Below are 17,240 nucleotides of genomic sequence, written 5' to 3'. Positions count from 1 at the left end.
TACCCGCCGCAGAATGCAATAATCGCAACAATCACGGCGGCGGCGATAATCTCTTGCATGTCGGCGGCTCTCCACGTACACGTACCTCACATACGTGGGAAGTATGCCCACGCAAAGCGAATCTCGGTTTCGAGATGTGACGAGGCGGAGCGAAGGCATGGTGAGAGTCAGCGCAACAGACAGACGTCTTCGGGCGATCGCAGCACTCGTCGTCATCGCCGGCATCGGTTCGGCGCAGGCCGCTCGAACCTCTGATAAATCGGATGCCAGCGGGGGCACGGTCTTTATTCCGATCGACACAACGAGCCAGACGTCCGCGATGGAGGGCGTGGTGCGCGCCGTCCAGCTTCCCAAGGGCGCTTCCTCGGTCAGCGAGACCTACGGAGACTGGATCGTCAAATGCCTGCTCGATGGCGGTGCCAAGCTCTGCACCCTGGGACAGACACAGACCTCCAAGGAGACCAATCAGCAGATCTTCGCCATCGAGCTGATTCCGAGGGACGGAAAGGCCGAAGGCAACATCCTGATGCCGTTCGGGCTGAAGTTTGACGCTGGAGCCGTTCTCAAGCTCGACGGCATGGATCTGGAGCAGACCCGGTTCTCCACCTGCACCGCGCAAGGCTGTTTGCTTCCGGTTTCCTTTCCCACGGTTGTGACCGACACCATCAGCAAGGGCAAAATGCTCACCGTCGCCGCGCAGAACATTGGCAACGGGCAGGCTGTCGTCTTCAATGTCCCCCTCAACGGCTTCGCCGCTGCGCTGGAACGGACCATTCAGCTTGGAGGTTGACCGGCAATCTCGTCAGCGCGCCAGCACCGGACCGCGTGTCCGTCGGCGCGCGTTTGAAGCGAGGGCCCGGGCTCGCGCTGGCACACCGCTTCGGCGTAGCGGCAGCGTGGACTGAATGCACATCCGTCCGGCGGATTGAGCGGATTGGGAAGCTCGCCCCTTGTCGTCGCGAGCGGTGCGCGGCGTAGCGGATCGGGAATCGCGGCGATCAGGGTCTGCGTATACGGGTGCGCCGGCCGTTCGAAGATCTCGCGCCAGCCGCCGGTCTCCACAATGCGGCCGAGATACATAACAGCGACCCTGTCGCTCATGTGCTCGACCACCCCGAGGTCGTGGCTGATCATGATGTAGGAGAGGCCGAGACTCTCCTTCAACTCCAGCAGCAGATTGATGATCTGGGCACGGATCGAGACATCGAGCGCCGAGACCGGTTCGTCGCAGATGACGATCTTGGGATTGAGGATCAGCGCCCGGGCGATGCCGATGCGCTGGCGCTGGCCACCCGAGAATTCATGCGGGTAGCGCCCGGCCTGCTCGGGCCGCAAGCCGACATGTTTGAGTATGGCGGCAATGCGTCCGTCGATCTCGCTTTGGGCGGTCACGCCGTGCAGCCGCAGCGGGTCTTCCAGCGTGCGGCGAACGGTCTGCCGTGGATTGAGCGAGGCGTAGGGATCCTGAAACACCATCTGGGCGGTACGGGCCAGCAGCTTTCGATCTACCGATCGCTGGCCCGTCACGACGTGCCCGTCGAGCACGATCCTGCCGCGTGTCGGCGTCAGCAGCCCGAGCAGCGAAAGGGCGACGGTCGACTTGCCGCAGCCGGATTCGCCGACCAGACCGAGGCACTCACCGCGCTTCAGTTCGAGATCGATGCCGTCGACCGCACGCAGCAGCCGCTGGCCGCCGCCCAGCAAGCCGCCACCGAACGGAAAATGCACCGCGAGATCCTCCACGCTGAGGATGACATCGTCGCCGGGCCTCGCCGCGGGTTCATGCATGGTGGTGGCACCTGACGAGGCCGCCTGCACCGAGCCATGTCGTCTCCGGTGCGGTGGTCCGGCAGATCTCGGTCGCCTGCGCGCAACGCGGATTGAAGCGGCAACCGCCTGGAAAGTCCGCGATCGCCGGGACCACGCCGGCGATTTCCCTGAGCCGCGACCGGCCGAGTGCTGCGCGGCTCCCCAGCCGCGGCAGCGAGTCGACCAGGCCTTGCGTGTAGGGATGCGCGCAGGCGCGGAAGATGTCGTCCGAGCCGCGTTCCTCGACAATGCGACCGGCATACATGACGCCGACGCGGCGGCAGACGTTGGCGACCAGGCCCAGATCGTGGCTGATCATCAGGATCGCCGTGCCCCGCTCGGCGCACAGATTGCGCATCAGCTCGATGATCTCCGCCTGCACCGTCACGTCGAGCGCGGTGGTGGGCTCGTCGGCGATCAGAAGATCCGGATCGCATGCCAACGCGATGGCGATCATCACGCGTTGGCGCATGCCGCCCGAAAGCTGGTGCGGGTAATCCTTCACCCGCCGCTCCGGTGCCGGGACGCGCACGTTCGCCAGCGCCTCAACCGCCAGCCGGTTTGCCTCGCGCCAGCTCTTGCCCTTGTGCAGCACGAACATCTCTGCGATCTGCCGGCCGACCGGCGAGACCGGATTGAGCGCCGTCATCGGCTCCTGAAAGATCATGGCGATGCGGTTGCCACGCAGCGCCCGCTGCTCGGCCGCGGAAAGCCCCTGAATCTCGCGGCCTTCGAAACGGATAGTGCCGGCGGCGACCGAGAGCGGCCGGCGCAGCAGGCCGATCAAGGCGAGAGCCGTAATGCTTTTGCCGCAGCCGGACTCGCCGACAAGGCCGAATGTCTCGCCGCGATCGATGCGGAATGAAACGCCCTCAACCGCCGCAACATGCTTGGCGCCGTCGTCGAGATCGATGCGCAGATCCTCAACTTCGATCAGCGGAGGAGCCGTCATGCGCGCCGGCTCCGCGATTGCGGATCGAGCACGTCACGCAAGCCATCGCCAAGCAGGTTGAGCCCGAGCACCGTCAGGAATATGGCGAGGCCCGGGAACACTGACAGCCACGGCGCCGTGGTGATCTGGTCGCGGGCCTCCGACAGCATGCTGCCCCAGCTCGGATAGGGCGGACGGATGCCGAGGCCGAGGAACGAAAGCGAGGCCTCTGCCAGTACCGCGCCGCCCATGCCGAGCGTGCCGATGACAATGATGGGGCCGACCATGTTCGGGAGCAGCTGCGTGATCATGATGCGCAAATCTCCATAGCCGAGCACGCGCGCAGCCTGCACATAGCCCTGGCTCTTGAGCGACAGCGTCGAGGCGCGTGCGATCCGGCAGGTGAAGGACCAATTGGTCAATCCGAGCGCGATCAGCAAGCTCGTCAGGCCGGGCCCAAGCACCGCCATGATGGCCAGTGCAAAGATCAGCGAGGGGATGGCGAGCATCAGATTGGTCAGCCCGTTGACGACATCGTCCCACCAGCCGCCCCAATAGCCCGCGGTCAGGCCCAGCGTCACGCCGATCACACTATTGACGAGTTGCGAGACGATGCCGACCGTCAGCGAGATGCGCGCGCCGTGCACGACACGGGAATAGATATCGCGACCCTGCGCATCGGTACCGAACCACCAGATCCAGCTCGGCGGTTCTTCCGCATTCATGAGGTTGGCGCCCATCACCGGATCTGTATGTGCGAGCCAAGGCGCGAACAGGCCGACGAAGATCGCAAGCGCGAACAGCAACCCGCCGATGATGGCGCTGGTTCCAAGCTTCATCGCGACCGCTCCGCCGTAACAGGTTGCACGGTCGAGCGTGCGCCGGCGTGGTGAGACTGGCGGCCGTTCATGCGTATCTGATCCTGGGATCGATCACGCCGTAGAGCAGGTCAACCAGTGTATTGACGGTGAGGAAGAACAGCACCACCACGAGAATGGTGCCCTGGACGGCTGGAATGTCGCGCTGCAGGACGCTGTCGACCAGCAGCGAGCCGATGCCCGGCCAGGAAAACAGTTTCTCGACGACGACGGCTTGGCCCATCACGACGCCGAATTGCAGGCCGATCGCCGTGAGAATGATAACGAGGGCGTTGCGCATCACGTGCCACGTGACGACCCGGGTCTCGCTCATGCCCTTCGAGCGCGCCGTCCGGACAAAATCCGCGGTCATGATCTCGAGCACCGCTGCCCGCGTCGTCCGCGCCAGCAGCGCCATCGGCGAGACACCGAGGGTCACGGCAGGCAAGAGCAGATATTTGAGACTGCCATCGCCATAGCCGAAACTCGGAAGCCAGCCGAGCTTCAATGCAAACAGATACATCAGCAGCAGCCCGAGCCAGAATTTGGCCATCGAGAGGCCGGACACCGCCAGGACCATCGAGAGCGTGTCGACGATGCTGCCTGGCTTCAGTGCGGCGATGAAACCGAGCGGAACGCCGACCGCAATCGCGAACGCCAGCGCTGCGAAGATCAGCTGCAGCGTTGGCCACATCCGTTTGGCAACCATGGTCGTGACCGGCTCGCGGGTCCGGAACGACGTCCCGAAATCACCCGTCATGAGCTTGGCGATATAGGAGCCGAAGCGCACGTAGACGGGATCGTCCAGGCCGAGCTGCTTTTTCATGCGTTCCACGACCTGCGGGTCTGTCGGACCCCGGCCGTCATCGCCCATGCTCGACGCGATGCTGCCCGGTACGATGCTGAACAGCACAAAGATCAGCAGCACGACGGCCAGCACGGTCGGAATGGTCTGCAGGACTCGACGGATCGCGAAGGAGAGCATTGGACGTTTTCCTCATCCCCTCCATCATTTCACATGATCGAGGGAGAGCGATGGCAGCTGTCACTTCGCCGGCGAGGTGTCGTCGACCCAGAGGTCTTCGACGTTCTGATGGGTTAGTTCCGTTGCGTCCAGCTGGATTCCCTTGAGCCAGGGCTGCACCGCCATGACAGCCTTGTTGTAGTTGAAGAACCAGATCGGCGCTTCCTCCTGGAGCAGCGCATTGGCCTTCTGCAGCAGCTGGACGCGCTTTGCGGGGTCGTCGGTCTGTCCGGCTGCATCGATCATCTTGTCGAAGTCCGGGTTCTTGAAAGTCGTGTAGTTGCAGGCCGATTGTGGCGTCGCCGAATGGAAGCATTTGAGCGCCGCCTGCGGATCCGGGCCGGTCGCCTGGGAATAGATGAAGGCCTGGAAGTCGCCCTTGCGAATGACCTCCGCCAGCACCGCGGTCTCGACCTGCTTGACCTTGACCTTGATGCCCACCTTGTCCAGCATCGGGATCGCGGCTTCGACGATCGGCAGGCCCCAGCTTTCGTTCTGGCTGGTGGTCCATTCGAATTCAAAGCCGTTAGGATAACCCGCATCCGCAAGCAATTGCTTCGCCTTCGCTGGATCGTAGGGGTAGGGCTTCATGGCCTTGTCGTACGCCGGCGAGGTCAAGGGCAGCCAACTCGTGGCGCGATAGGCCTTGCCCTTGACCAGCCTGTTGATGATCAGATCGGCATCGATCGCGTAGTTGACGGCCTGCCGAACCCGCTTGTCGGAGAACGGCTTGAACGCGGGATTCATCCCCATGTAGCGGGTGAAGACCTCGGCGACCTCGACGATGGTGCCCTTGAGGTTGGGGTCGGCCTGATAGGCGACATACTGTGCGGGCCCAAGCACCGAGGTGTCGATCTCCTTGTTGCGGAAGGCGACATCGCGTGCCGCGGCTTCGCCCATCAGCGATACCACGATCTTGTCGGCATAGGGCTTGCCGGGTTTGTAGAAACGGTCCCAGCGTTCTAGCACGATGCGCGATCCCGGCACGTGCTCGACGAATTTGAATGGACCAAGACCGATCGGCTTCTGGAGGAAGCTTTCCTTCCCGCCCTCATCGGCAGGATAGATCGAGGTCAGCGCGGTGAAGAAATAGAAGGCGGGATCGACTTTCTCGGTCAGCTTCATTTCGAGGGTGAAGTCGTCGATCTTCTTCAGGCCGGAGATTTCCTTGGCCTGGCCCTTCTCGACCTCGGCCGCGCCCTCGATCATGCGCACAAAGCGCGCGCCGGGATAGGCCTTGGTGCCGTCCATGATGCGATTGTAGGACCAGATGATGTCATCGGCCGTCATCCTGCGGCCGTTGTGGAAATACGCGTCGTCGTGCAGCTTGAAGGTATGAATGAGGCCCCCGCCCGAGACGACAACCTCCTTGGCAAGCTCCAGCACCGGCTTGCCCTCGGTCGAGTCCCAGATATAGAGCGAGCGGTGCAGGGCCTTGGCGTAGATCTCGTCCTGGGCGCGCGGTGTCGTGTGGATGTCCATGCTGGTGAAGCTGGAGCCGTAGGGCGCCGTCATGCGAATGGTCCCGCCCTTGCGCGGTGTCTGGGCCTCCGCCGAGGCGGCGAGTGCGAGCCCGAGGCCAACCGCGATCGCAATCATCTTGAACATGCTTCCCCCAACGGCGCAGGAACATTCCGAACTGCGAGTTGATCATCGGCAGCACGTCCAGCGCAAGGTCCTCACGTGGTGTCGATGGCGACCGGCACCAAATAATTTGTGTCGCCGCGATGCGTGGAGCAGGACCATGGAAGCATTGTGCGTGGTGAGCGCCTGCTCCAAATGGCTCCGACGGGCTGATCGAAAGACACGCGTCAGACAGAATAGGCGGGAGGAGGGCTCTCACCGGGCAGGCGCCGAACCTTGGCTGCAACTTGCGCGAGCACATAAGCAGTTGCGATTGAACGGATTTCGGCTTTCGTCCGGAAATCGCGGAGCCAGGGTTCCGAACCGCATGACAGTCGCAGGGCGGCCTCGCACGCATTCTCGCCGGGACGACGAATGTCGGGGAGCCGGCGATTGCAAACACGACCATCACAAATACCAGGCCAGCACCGCCTTGAGCCGGGCGTTCTCGATCACCGGCAGCGCGACCACCTGGTTCAGGCCGGAGCTGCGCGCCAGGGTAGCCGCGATCGATTCATCCTGCTTCAGATGCTCGGTGAGCGCGGGCATGCCGGTGGCCCATGCGCCGCCGATAGAGCCTTCGCCGCGGCCGATTGTCTTGGCCGCGTAGAGCGTGGCGAGATCGGACTGCTCGCTGCAATCGCCGGAGTGAAACACCAACGCCGACCGCTCTTCGTTCGGCACCCAGATCTCGAACCGGCGTGCGATCGGCGTCGCCTGGGCCGACAGGAATGTCACCACCCAGGTCTGGTCGCCGGTCGTGTAGGGGATGCCGACGCCGCAATTGATGCCGATCTCGGATGCGTCCTCCCAGCGCAGGAATCCCTTGGAATTGTGCAGATCCTTGATGATCAGCGGCATGCCGGCCTTCCAGGTCCGGCCGGGCAACCCGAAGCCGCGCGGGAATTTGGTGTGACGCGAGTTGAATTCGAACATGTCGGCGGTGCCGTAGTAGCCGTCGACCAGCGCCATCTCGTGAGATCGGTCGGGGTCGTTGTGCCAGAGTTCGATCGCCCCGACATGCTTCCTGTCGTCACCGCAGAGCAGCACCATCACCGCCATCAGGAATTCGCCGGCGAACACCGGAAGCGCGACGGCGCAGGTCAGGCCGGCCTCGCGCGCCTCGTCGGTTCGCTTGAAATAGGAGTTGGCGAATTCGGTCAGGATGACCGGATGGCCGCGCGCCCAGGCCTTGCCGGCAAGGCCCTCGTCATAGGCGAACAGCGCGTTCTCGCTGACCGCGTTGAACTCCGCGAACTCGGAGCTGTGCAGGCTGCCGCCGAATTCGAGCCGCGTCCGCGTTGGATCGGGCACCCACAGTTCAACAACGCGAATGAAGGTCTTCATCGCACGCACCTGCCGTCTCGCCGACTTCTAGCATCGGCGATGTCGGCAAAACGTGCGCTCAAATAGCGGGCAAGCGACGCCCAAAGTTGATGCGAAGGCGCGATTTCGCCTCAGTCCCGATAGGACGGATCGGCGCGGTCGAGTTTGCGCAGCAGCGCCGGCCAGGCGAGTTCGCCGTTGCGCGCGGCGCGGCCGGGCTTGGGCAGCATCCGCTCGTAGGTGTCTTCGAGGATGTTTCGCGACGGATAGATCAGCTTGGTGTTGCAGGACAGCGCCATCACCTGGGTCTGGCAGGCGCGCTCGAGCCGGAACAGCACGTTGAAGGCGGCGGGCACGGTGCGGCCGACAACCAGGAGGCCATGGTTGCGCAGGATCATCGCCTCGTTGTCGCCGAGGTCGCGGACCAGCCGTTCGCGCTCGTCGACATTGTCGGCGATGCCTTCGAAGTCGTGGTAAGCGATGTGCAGGAAGCGCATCGAGGTCTGCGCCAGCGGCAGCAGGCCGCATTCCATCGCCGAGACGGCCATGCCGGCGGGGGTGTGGGTGTGCGCCACGCAGTCCATGTCGTGCTTGGCCATGTGGATGGCGCTGTGAATGACGAAGCCCGCGACGTTGACGTCATAGTCGGTGGCGTTGAGCAGCGTATTGCCCTCGACGTCGACCTTGATCAGGCTGGAGGCGTCGATCTCCTCATACAGCATGCCGTAGGCATTGATCAGGAACTGGTCGGTGGTGCCGGGCACGCGGCAGGAGATGTGGTTCGCGATCATCTCGGTCATGCCGTACATGGCCGTGAGCCGATAGCAGGCGGCGAGATCGACACGAGCTTGCCACTCCTCGGCGCTCACCTGGTCGCGAACGGATTTCACGACCTTGATCGCGGGTGAGCTGACGGGTGGATTCATGGCGTTCTCTCCTTGAGACGTCTGCGGGGCCGAGGCCCGATTGTTGGTGTGGACCATACCAGAATCGTCGCGGCGGCAAGCGGCGGCGCGTCTGCTTATTTGCAGGTCTGGCGGGCAAAAACCGAATGCGGCATTGGCGCACCGCGCCTTCGATGTCAGGATGCGGGAAAATGGCCGAGGCGCTTAAAATGAGCGAACGCAAGATTCGTATTGCCGTCCTGCATTTCTCCCACGAAACCGTCTCGTTCCTGCCGAACGAGACCACGCTCGACGACTTCATCTATCCGGGCTCGCCGGCCAAGGGCGAGGCGCTGCTGCAGTTCGATCCGAAGAACTACATGGGCGGCTTCGTGCGGGTCGCGCGCGAGTTCTCCGAGGTCGAGCTGGTCGGCATCGAATCCCCGCTCTGGCCGAAGACCTATACTGGATCGGGCTGGATCACCCAGGAAGCCTACCGGACATTCGTCGGCAAGATGATTGCCGGGCTGAAGGAGGAGGGGCCGTTCGACGGGGTCTATCTGTGCCTGCATGGTGCGATGGCCGTGCGCGACGTGCCGCGGCCAGAGGCCGATCTGGCGCGGCAGGTCCGCGAGGTGGTCGGCCGCTCCGCCTTCATCGCCGCGACCTTCGATCCTCATGGCAATGAGGACGAGGCGTTCCTCGAACAGGCCGACATGGCGTTCGCCGTGAAATATTTCCCGCACTACGACGCACATCTGCAGGGTGAACGGGCGGCGCGCATGCTGGTGCGGGCGATCCGCGGCGACTACAAGCCGGCGCATAAGACCATCAAGGTTCCGGTGATCTCGCCGACCGTGCTGCAATGGACCGGCGCGTGTCCCTGGATGGATCTCGTGCAGCGCGCCCTGGTCTGGGAGGCCCGCGAGGTCGACGTCTACGTCAACATCTTCTTCGGCTTTCCGTTCGCCGATGTTCCCGACGTCGGCATGACCGTGCAGGTCCTGACCAACGACAATCCAAAGCTCGCGGAGCAGGTCGCGCGCGATCTCGCCGGCACGATCTGGCGGCTGCGCGAGGCGTTGCTGCAGTCGACGAAACTACACAGCATTGCCGAGGGCGTCGCGTTGGCCAGGCAGGCCGTTGCCGATGGCAACACGCCGGTGGTGCTGGCCGATCACAGCGACCGTTCGGGATCGGCAACCTGGCTGCTGCGCGAGATCATCGCGCAGGACCTCGCCAACACGGTGATCGCCACGATTGCCGATGCCAGGGCGACGGCAAGCCTGAAGGCGGCCGGCGCCAAGGCCGGCGATGCCTTCGACATGGAGATCGGCGGCCGCGCCGACGAGTCGGCGGGCGATCCGGTCCGGATTCAGGGCACGATTTCGGCAGCGGGTGACGGATACGGGCAGTTCTGGGTCTGCGTGCGCTTCGGCCGCAACAATGCGCTGATCCTCTCCACCTATCTGGTGCAGGTCATGGAGCCGTTCTCGCTGAAGGCGCTGGTGCCTGACATCGGCACTTTCGATGTCATGGCGATCAAGTCGCGGGTGCATTTCCGGCGTGGCTTCGACGACAACGGCTTTGCCAAGACGATCCTGCTGGTCGAGCCGGACCAGCCGTTCCTCGGCACGACGCGGCTGGACAAGCTGCCTTACAGGAACGTCGACCTCACACGGTTCTACCCGTACGGCAATCCGGCGTTCCCGGAGTCGTCGTCATGACAGAGGGCCGCTACCGCCTGATCGGATCGACCGCGTCGCCCTATGCGATCAAGTTGCGGGCGCTGCTGCGCTACCGGCGGATCCCGCACGACTGGGTGATCATGACCAAGGCGCTGCGCGCGGCGACCGCGCATCTGAAGCCGATGCTGATCCCGGTGCTGCAATATCCCGACGGCAGTTACCGCGGCGAGACCACGACGTTGGCCTATGATCTGGAAGCGCGGCATCAAGGGCGGTCGGTGATCCCGGAGGACAAGGCGACAGCCTTCGTCTGCGATCTGCTCGAGGATCTCGCCGACGAATGGGCGGTGAAGCCGTTGTTTCTCTATCGATGGTGGGATCCGGAAGATCAGGCCTATGTGTCGCGCTGGGCCGGCGAGGAGTGGTCGACGTCGGACGCCGTGACCGGCAGCCGCGCGGAGATCGAGGAATTCCGGCAGCGGCAGATTTCGCGCATGGTCATTCTCGGCGCGACCGAGGAGAACCGGCCGCTGCTGGAGGAGAGCTATCGCCGGACGCTTGCGGCGTTCGAGCCGCATGTCGGCATGACGAATTATCTGTTCGGCAGCCGGCCATCGCTGGCGGATTTCGCCTGGTTTGGCCAGCTCAGCGAGATGGCAACCGACCCAACGCCGATGCGGATCATGCGCGAGCGCGCGCCATTCACCGATCACTGGGTGCGGCGGCTCGATGATGCGTCCGGTGTCGAAGGCACCTGGTATCCGCGCGAGCGGGCGCTCGGCGGGTTTGCCGAAGCGCTGCTGCGGATTGCGGGCGAGCTCTATCTGCCGTTCCTTGCCGCCAATGCCGATGCATTCGCGAAAGGCCTCGAGCGGCTTGAGATCACTGTCTGGGAACTGCCTTACGCGCTGGCGCCGTTCAAATATCAGGTCAAGTGCCTGCAGCAGCTGCGCGAGAAGTTTGCCGTGCTGGATGCTGGTGATCGCGCGGCGCTGAAGCCGGTGCTCGAACGTACGGGATGCTGGGCGATCCTGAATGGTGGCTGATCGATCACGGACGGCAACCAGGTTCAATACGGCGTGAGCTTAAGTCCGGTGCCTGCTCCCGAGTGCGGCGGCGACCGATTCCGGATGCCTGATCCGCTCGACCAGCATGTCGATGCGATCGCCGCCCCAGAACAGCTCGCCGTTGAACACCATACTGGGCACGCCGAACACGCCGAGCGCTTCGGCCTCATCGATGATGCGGTCGTGCTGAGCACGAGCAGGGCCGCGAACATAGGTTTCGAACGCCTCGGTGGAACCGCCGATCGCTGCGATCACGCCGGCAATCTCCGACAATTCGTCGATCTCCAGCTCGTGGTTCCAGAACCTCCGGAACACCGTGTCATGATAGGGCCGGAACAGTCCATGGCGCTGCGCGAACAACATCCCGGCGCTCGAATAGAACGCGTCATAGATCCGGCGCGGGCCCTTCATGACGAGCCCCTGCGCATTCGCGAACCGTCGCGCATCCATGTAGGAATAACGCACCTTGCGCCAGAAGTGCGGCGTGCGCGCCTCAACCGTGCCCATGAATTCGGGAATGCGAAGCGTGTACGGAAGCCACTCCAGTTCGACGCCAAGGGTCTCCTCGAGCTCGAACAGCCGCTTGTTGGCGACATAGGCATAGGGAGACTTGTAGTCGGTGTAGACGCGTACGCGCGGCTTTTCGATCATTGTTGCCTACCTGTCGGGACAATTGTTCCCGATCCCGCGCGATGACGCAATGCGGTGCGACGAAGGGGAGACGGCGCGCAAACGAATGGGCCCCGGTGCATTCAAGCATCGCGGGGCCCTGCTACTTCGTTTTAGCGAAGGATCTCTGGTGTAGACCAGTGGTGTTTCGGGACCTAAAAGCGCTTGGCCTTTGCGCTCTCGTCCTGCGGATATGTTCAGATTGTCGGCGGCGCACGCGGCTAGCAGCTGCTGTTCGCCTCAACGTGCACCGAGACCTTGCCGAGCAAGGTCGCTGGCTTTCGCCGGTGGCGTCATGCTCCTCTCCAAGGGTGGGCCGACGGACCTCTGTCCGCTTATCTGCCTGGCGGCCGATTCCAAAATCGTCCGTCAATTCCTGCGACGCGGGGAGCAGGCGCTCCCGCACCCCAACAGGTGCAGTCGACGAAATGCTGCGGCAGATATCGCCTGCTGTCAAGTTAACGAGCGGGGTATTTCAGGTCAGCTTTCCTGTCGCGCCTTGGTCTTTCGATACTGTGTGAAGTCCGGATCGTGCGTCATTTTCCAGTAGTCGACGAACCGCCACGGCATTGCCGAGAACACGCGCCCGCTTCTGTTGCGGTAGTAGGTTGTCATGCCCGGATGCGTCCAGATCAACTGCTCATGTTCGGCATCGACGTTGCGGATGTATTCGTCATGCGCTTCGGGATGCACATCGATCGCCGCGATATCGTTCTCGATCATCTCGACGAGGCAGGCGGAGATGTAGCGGCTCTGGCATTCCGACTGGAAGATCACGCTGCCACCATGCGCAGGCCCCGAGTTGGGGCCGAGCATCACAAACAGATTGGGAAAGTCAGGCACGGTGAGGCCGAGATAGGCGGTTGGATTGTCGTCGCGCCAGGCCTGCTTGAGGTTCTTGCCGTCGCGCCCGGTGATGTTGAGACGCGCCGCCATCTCCGACACCTTGAAGCCGGTCGAGATCACGATGACGTCGTGCGGCCGCGATGTGCCGTCGGCTGTGACGATTCCACCAGCCGCGAAATGATCGATCTTGTCGGTGACCAACTCGACATTCGGACGGGTCAGCGTCTTGAACCAGTTGTTGTCGAGCAGGATGCGCTTGCCGTAGGGCGGATAGGTCGGCATACACTTCTCGATCAAATCAGGGCGATCCTTCAGCTCGGAGAGGATGAAGTCGGCGAGCTCCTGGCGGTGCCGGTCGTTGCCCTTGTTGACGGCGCGGTCCGGATGAGGCCAGGCCGGGTCCTTGCGCAGGAACGGCAGCAGCCCGTCGCCGTAGCGCCAGAACATGTTGAAGCGGTACCACTGCACATAGAACGGCAGATGCGCCAGCAGCCACTGCGCGCCCTCCGTGATCGGATCGGAATAGCCCGTCACCGGCCGCGCCCACTGCGCGGTGCGCTGGTAGACAGTGACCGAGGCGACGCGGTCGGCGATCGACGGCACCAGCTGCATCGCGGTCGCACCGGTGCCGATCACGGCGATATGCTTGCCGTCGAGCTCGATATCGTCGGACCACAGCGCCGAATGGACCTTCAAACCGGTGAAATCTCCGTCGCCCTTGAAAGAGGCAGGCGAGGGATCGTTGAGTTGCCCGATCGCGCTGACCAGCGCGGTGGACTCGAAGGTCTCCTCACCGTTCGCGGTCTTCAGCGTCGAGATCCAGCGGCGCTTGGCTTCATCCCAGCGCGAAGCGACGAGCTCAGTCGAGAGGCGGACATGCTGACGGATGCCGTATTCGCGCACGACCTTGAGCAGATAGTCGAGCAGTTCCTGGCGCTGCGCGAAGTAGCGGGTCCACGGGTTGCGGGCGCCGAACGAGAAGGAATAGGAGTGGTTCGGCGTATCGACGCCGCAGCCGGGATAGCGGTTGACGTACCAGGTGCCGCCGATCTCGTCCTGCTTCTCGACGATGGTGTAGGGAATGCCGAGCCGCCCGAGCGCAACGCCGAGCGCGATCGCGCAGACCCCGGCGCCGACGATCAGCACGTGCTGCTGGGCCAGCCGCTCATCGGACGGGCGTTCGCGCCAGCGCGCGTCGCGAGGAACGAATCCCATCTCTTCCCGCATCAACGGCGCATATTCCGGCGCGACGTGCTCGCCGAGCGTCGCGCGCATCATCCGCAGCATCAACTCGTCGCCGGGATCGGTGATGACGGGCCTAGGCGTTCCGTTCGCGAACAGGTTCAGCACGGCGGCGCGGATCTCGTCCTGGATCTCCTTCGGCACGCCGGCGTCCGGATCGGGGATCAGGCGGACGTCGCGCTTCGGCTTGTACGGTGGCTCCAGCCACTTCTCGTCGCCGGTCATGTGCACCAGCACCATCAGCAGCACGCGGATATCGCCCTCGGCGATGGCGGAGGACAGATCGAGGTGTTGGCGCGAAAGCTCGATATTCATGCCTTGTCCTCAGCTGGCCGGTGCGTCGGGCAGACCGCCATAGGCGGCCCAGGTGGTGCCCACGATGTAGCCGGCATCGACCGGCAGGTTGATGCCGGTCACGCCGCTGCTCTGCGGCGAGAGCAGCCAGGCGATCGCCTGCGCCACCTCCATCGGCTCGACCAGCCGGTTCATCGCTGTCGGGCGGGCCAGCAGATCCTTGTTCAGGGCGCCCGACGCGATACCCGCCTCGAGCGCCACTGTACGGGTGAAGCCGGGCGACACCGCGTTGACGCGTACGCCGGAACGTCCCCATTCGGCGGCGAGCGTTTGCGTGATCTGGATGACGGCGGCCTTCGCCGCGGTATAGGCGTGGATCGGACCCGACGTCATGCCGGCCACCGAGGCGACGTTGACGATCGCGCCGTGCCGCCGCTTCGCCATGCCGATGCCGACGCTGCGCGCGACCAGAAAGGTGCCGCGCAGGTCGATATTGACCTCGCGGTCCCATTGCTCCATCCGCACCCGCTCGATCGTGTGCATCTTGCCGAACACGCCGGCTGCATTGACGAGGCCGGTGATCGAGCCGTGCGCCTTCTCTATATCGGCGATGCCAGTGACGACGGCGCTTTCGTTCGCGACGTCGAACGGTGCCGGCCAGAGGATGGCGGCTGTTCCGACCAGCGGCTCGGGCGCGATGTCGACGATGACGACGCGATGGCCCTGATCGGCGAGCAGCGTTGCGGTAGCCGCGCCGATGCCGCGGCTGCCGCCGGTGACGAGGATGGTGCCGTCGGCGTTCATGACTTTCTTCCCCTGTCGCTCGTGGTGAACAGGCCGCGCGTGACCAGCTTCTGGTAGGCCGTGATGACGTAGTCGGGGACTGCGGTGACGCCTTGCTCGGAATAGGAATAGCGGCGGCTGAGATAGCCGCGCGCACCCATCAAGACCTGGACGATGGCCTCGAATTCCTCGTCGCTGAAAGTGTTGGTCGCTCCCGCAGCCCGCGCGCGCTGCAGGATCCGGACATAGGCATTCGAGATGTTGTCGAAGTGCTTCTGGTAGCCGGTCGGCGCGAAGAACTCGGCCTCGTTGAGGATGCGGAGAAACTCGGGGACCTCGCGGATGAAATCGAAGAAGGCGCTGAAGCGCTCGACTTCCTGCCGGGCTTCGTTGGCGGTGCCGGTGCGCGCATGGATGAAGCGGACCATGTCGAGGCCGATCTTCGGTAGCAGCTGATCGAGCAACTCCTGGCGGTTCTCGAAGTGATTGTAGAACGTGCCCTGCGCCACGCCGGCAGCTTCCGTAATGCGCGCAACCGAGGCCTCGGCATAGCCATATTTGCCGACGACCTTGGTCGCGGCGTCGAAGATCTTCTGCTTGGTCCAGGCGTTGCGCTCGACCCGGTTGAGTTTTGTCACTTTGGCGGATGTGGCTTGCGTCATGCGGTGGCCTCGAGTTCGGCGCGGAGCACGCGTTTGAGCACCTTGCCGGATGGATTGCGGGGCAGGCTGTCGCGGATGATCAACTGCCGCGGCACCTTGAAGCCTGCGAGCCGTGTCCGGCAGAATTCGGTGAGCTCAGGCAGGTCGAGCTTGGCGTCGTTCGCCAACACCACGATGGCGACCGGCTTCTCGCCCCAGCGGTCGTCGGGCAGGCCGATCACCGCGACTTCGCGCACCCCGGGGATTTCATAGATGACGCGCTCGACCTCGGATGAGGCGATGTTCTCGCCGCCGGAGATGATCATGTCCTTCTTGCGGTCGGTCAGATAGAGGAAGCCGTCGTCATCGAGATAGCCGACGTCGCCGGTGCGGAACCAGTCGCCGAAGAAGGCGGATGCGGTCTTCTCCGGATCCTTCCAATAGCCCTGCGTGACCTTCGGGCCGCGCAGGCAGATCTCGCCATTCTGCCCGGCGGGCAGGCGCTTGCCGGCCTCGTCGCGGATCTCGATCTCGACATGGGCGATGGCGCGGCCGGTCGAGCCGATCTTCTCGATCTCGCGGCCGGCATCCATGAAGGTATCACCGCCGCAGCTTTCGGTCAGGCCGTAAGCATCGATGTAGCGCGCGTTCTTGAAGTAGTCGGAGAAGGCGCGGATGCGGACCTCCGGCGTCTTCTCGCCGCCACCGATCGCCCATTGCAGGCTGGAGACGTCGTAACGCTCGCGGTTCGGGCAGGTGAGGAGAGCCGTGGTCATGACCGGCGCGAACCATGCGGCATTCAACTTCTCGCGCTCGATCGCGGCCAGCGCCGGTTCGGGCTCGAAGGTGCGATGAATGCACAGCATGCCACCGTGCCAGAGCACGGCGATGCCGGGCAGGTCGAGCGCGCCGACATGATAGAGCGGGCCGACGACAAGCAGCCGCGTATCGGCGCTAAGCCCGAGCACCAGGGTCTGGTCGGCGGATTTCCAGTAGATGTTCTCGTAAGTGAGCATCACCCCCTTGGGGCGATCCGTCGTGCCCGAAGTGTACATCAGCCGCATCAGGTCGCGCGGCTGGCGCACATGGATCGGCGCCGGCGCGATGTCGGGCGCAAGGTTGGTGAGGCTGGACTGCGCGACTTCACCGAGCAGCACGACCGGAGCGTCACCGGCTGCGATCGCGGCAAATTCCTCGTCGGCGACCAGCAGCCGCGCGCCGGAATTGCCAACGATGTAGCCGATCTCATCGGCCGACAGACGATAGTTGATCGGCAGGAATACCGCGCCGATATGGCTGGTGGCGAACACCAGTTCGAGAAACGCCGTGCTGTTCTTCATCAGGACGGCGACGACGTCGCCCGAAGCGATCCCGCGTGCTGCGAGCCAGCTGCCGACCTGCCGGATCCGCAGATCAAAATCTGCGTAGGAGACATCTTCGCCGCGATATTTCAGCGCACAGCGGTCCGGAGTCCGCCTGGCATGAAATGCGATGAAGCTGGAAAGATTGATCATTTGCCGTCCGTCGGGCCGATTCCGGCGCCGCTTTCTCCCTAG

The 17,240-nt window shown here is 63.8% G+C and carries 15 protein-coding genes; 3 read left to right on the top strand and 12 right to left on the bottom strand.

The genetic code is table 11. The features are described 5' to 3' along the window. Nucleotides 1-157 precede the first annotated feature (157 nt). On the top strand, nucleotides 158-790 hold the full coding sequence (locus tag ACVIGA_RS07810) for an invasion associated locus B family protein (RefSeq protein WP_456665927.1): 633 nt from the start codon (nucleotides 158-160) through the stop codon (nucleotides 788-790). Here ACVIGA_RS07810 and ACVIGA_RS07805 read toward each other — a convergent pair. From ACVIGA_RS07805 to ACVIGA_RS07775, 7 genes are all read right to left on the bottom strand, one after another. Next, entirely contained in the window at nucleotides 775-1,788 is a 1,014-nt protein-coding gene (locus ACVIGA_RS07805) for an ABC transporter ATP-binding protein (RefSeq protein ID WP_456665926.1), read from the bottom strand. The genes ACVIGA_RS07810 and ACVIGA_RS07805 overlap by 16 nt on opposite strands. Beyond that, nucleotides 1,781-2,761 carry an ABC transporter ATP-binding protein gene (locus ACVIGA_RS07800; RefSeq protein WP_223968978.1) on the bottom strand — a complete coding sequence of 327 codons (981 nt, stop codon included), beginning with the start codon at nucleotides 2,759-2,761 and terminating at the stop codon, nucleotides 1,781-1,783. The genes ACVIGA_RS07805 and ACVIGA_RS07800 overlap by 8 nt, the downstream gene beginning before the upstream one ends. Further along, complete coding sequence (locus ACVIGA_RS07795; RefSeq protein ID WP_223968980.1) at nucleotides 2,758-3,579, bottom strand: ABC transporter permease; 822 nt, start codon at nucleotides 3,577-3,579, stop codon at nucleotides 2,758-2,760. Before ACVIGA_RS07795 ends, ACVIGA_RS07800 begins: the two co-directional genes overlap by 4 nt. Before the next feature lie 67 nt (nucleotides 3,580-3,646). After that, complete coding sequence (locus tag ACVIGA_RS07790) at nucleotides 3,647-4,582, bottom strand: ABC transporter permease (RefSeq protein ID WP_375775834.1); 936 nt, start codon at nucleotides 4,580-4,582, stop codon at nucleotides 3,647-3,649. Nucleotides 4,583-4,642: 60 nt separating this feature from the next. Next, nucleotides 4,643-6,229: an ABC transporter substrate-binding protein gene (locus tag ACVIGA_RS07785; RefSeq protein ID WP_456665925.1), complete on the bottom strand. Its 1,587-nt coding sequence runs from the start codon at nucleotides 6,227-6,229 to the stop codon at nucleotides 4,643-4,645. Between the two features lie 423 nt (nucleotides 6,230-6,652). Further along, a complete protein-coding gene (locus tag ACVIGA_RS07780; protein WP_456665924.1) occupies nucleotides 6,653-7,591 on the bottom strand; it encodes a GAF domain-containing protein in 939 nt (312 codons plus the stop codon). A gap of 110 nt (nucleotides 7,592-7,701) precedes the next feature. Then, on the bottom strand, nucleotides 7,702-8,496 hold the full coding sequence (locus ACVIGA_RS07775; RefSeq protein WP_456665923.1) for a class II aldolase/adducin family protein: 795 nt from the start codon (nucleotides 8,494-8,496) through the stop codon (nucleotides 7,702-7,704). Between the two features lie 188 nt (nucleotides 8,497-8,684). On the opposite strand from ACVIGA_RS07775, the gene ACVIGA_RS07770 reads away from it, so the two are divergent. Next, nucleotides 8,685-10,181, top strand: coding sequence for a M81 family metallopeptidase (locus ACVIGA_RS07770; protein WP_456665922.1), 1,497 nt, complete (start codon nucleotides 8,685-8,687; stop codon nucleotides 10,179-10,181). Further along, nucleotides 10,178-11,188: a glutathione S-transferase N-terminal domain-containing protein gene (locus tag ACVIGA_RS07765; protein ID WP_456665921.1), complete on the top strand. Its 1,011-nt coding sequence runs from the start codon at nucleotides 10,178-10,180 to the stop codon at nucleotides 11,186-11,188. The genes ACVIGA_RS07770 and ACVIGA_RS07765 overlap by 4 nt, the downstream gene beginning before the upstream one ends. Nucleotides 11,189-11,227: 39 nt before the next feature. Here ACVIGA_RS07765 and ACVIGA_RS07760 read toward each other — a convergent pair whose 3' ends face one another. The 5 genes from ACVIGA_RS07760 to ACVIGA_RS07740 all read right to left on the bottom strand — a co-directional run bounded on the left by ACVIGA_RS07760 (nucleotide 11,228) and on the right by ACVIGA_RS07740 (nucleotide 17,198). Next, nucleotides 11,228-11,857 carry a DsbA family protein gene (locus ACVIGA_RS07760; protein ID WP_456670756.1) on the bottom strand — a complete coding sequence of 210 codons (630 nt, stop codon included), beginning with the start codon at nucleotides 11,855-11,857 and terminating at the stop codon, nucleotides 11,228-11,230. A gap of 501 nt (nucleotides 11,858-12,358) precedes the next feature. Continuing rightward, nucleotides 12,359-14,281, bottom strand: a complete 1,923-nt coding sequence (locus ACVIGA_RS07755) for a flavin-containing monooxygenase (protein ID WP_456665920.1) — start codon at nucleotides 14,279-14,281, stop codon at nucleotides 12,359-12,361. 9 nt (nucleotides 14,282-14,290) lie between these two features. Next, entirely contained in the window at nucleotides 14,291-15,064 is a 774-nt protein-coding gene (locus ACVIGA_RS07750; protein WP_456665919.1) for an SDR family NAD(P)-dependent oxidoreductase, read from the bottom strand. Further along, a complete protein-coding gene (locus ACVIGA_RS07745; RefSeq protein ID WP_456665918.1) occupies nucleotides 15,061-15,705 on the bottom strand; it encodes a TetR/AcrR family transcriptional regulator in 645 nt (214 codons plus the stop codon). The genes ACVIGA_RS07750 and ACVIGA_RS07745 overlap by 4 nt, the downstream gene beginning before the upstream one ends. Then, nucleotides 15,702-17,198, bottom strand: a complete 1,497-nt coding sequence (locus ACVIGA_RS07740) for an AMP-binding protein (RefSeq protein ID WP_456665917.1) — start codon at nucleotides 17,196-17,198, stop codon at nucleotides 15,702-15,704. The genes ACVIGA_RS07745 and ACVIGA_RS07740 overlap by 4 nt, the downstream gene beginning before the upstream one ends. Between the last annotated feature and the right edge of the window lie 42 nt (nucleotides 17,199-17,240).

This window comes from Bradyrhizobium sp. USDA 3240 (assembly GCF_054063295.1).
This window is presented reverse-complemented; position numbering and strand designations above follow the sequence as displayed.